Origin of the sequence: Pseudomonas citrullilanati (assembly GCF_030580855.1) — a bacterium.
Lineage (GTDB): Bacteria > Pseudomonadota > Gammaproteobacteria > Pseudomonadales > Pseudomonadaceae > Aquipseudomonas > Aquipseudomonas citrulli.
Window position 1 is genome coordinate 1 of record NZ_JAUQOP010000100.1, and the last position, 524, is coordinate 524.

Annotated in this window: 1 protein-coding gene; it reads left to right on the forward strand. The window is 65.6% G+C overall.

The window, feature by feature from the left end:
• A partial coding sequence (locus tag Q6A48_RS25930; protein WP_304557321.1) for a VCBS domain-containing protein occupies positions 1-524 on the forward strand: 524 nt, incomplete at both ends.

Sequence of the window (524 nt, forward strand, 5' to 3'; positions counted from 1 at the left end):
GCCTGGTGGGGGCGGTGTCTGGCGCCACTGGCGCGGTGACTTACACGTTGGTGGGCAATGCCACCGGGGCCTACGGCCAACTGCTGCTCCATCCGGACGGTTCCTACACCTACACCCTGACGTCGCCCGCCACGACCACGCCCCATGCCAATGACGGCCCGAACGTGGTGAGTGAGAGCTTCACCTACCAGGCCACGGATTCACTGGGCAACACCGTCACCAGCACCATCATCATCAACATCGTCGACGACGTGCCTCACGCTCACTGCGATTTTGCCTCGGTGGTGGAGGGCGGGACGGTCAGCGGCAATGTGCTCGACAACGACGTGCTCGGTGCCGACGGCGGCGCCGTGATCGGCGTACGCGCCGGCACTGACACATCCAACCCGGCCATCGGCGGCCTCAACACCCAGATCAACGGCACCTACGGCTACCTGACCCTGGACGCCAACGGCAATGCCGTCTACCACAGCAACCCGAACACCGTCGGCGCCCCGGGTGCCACGGACGTGTTCACCTACGTG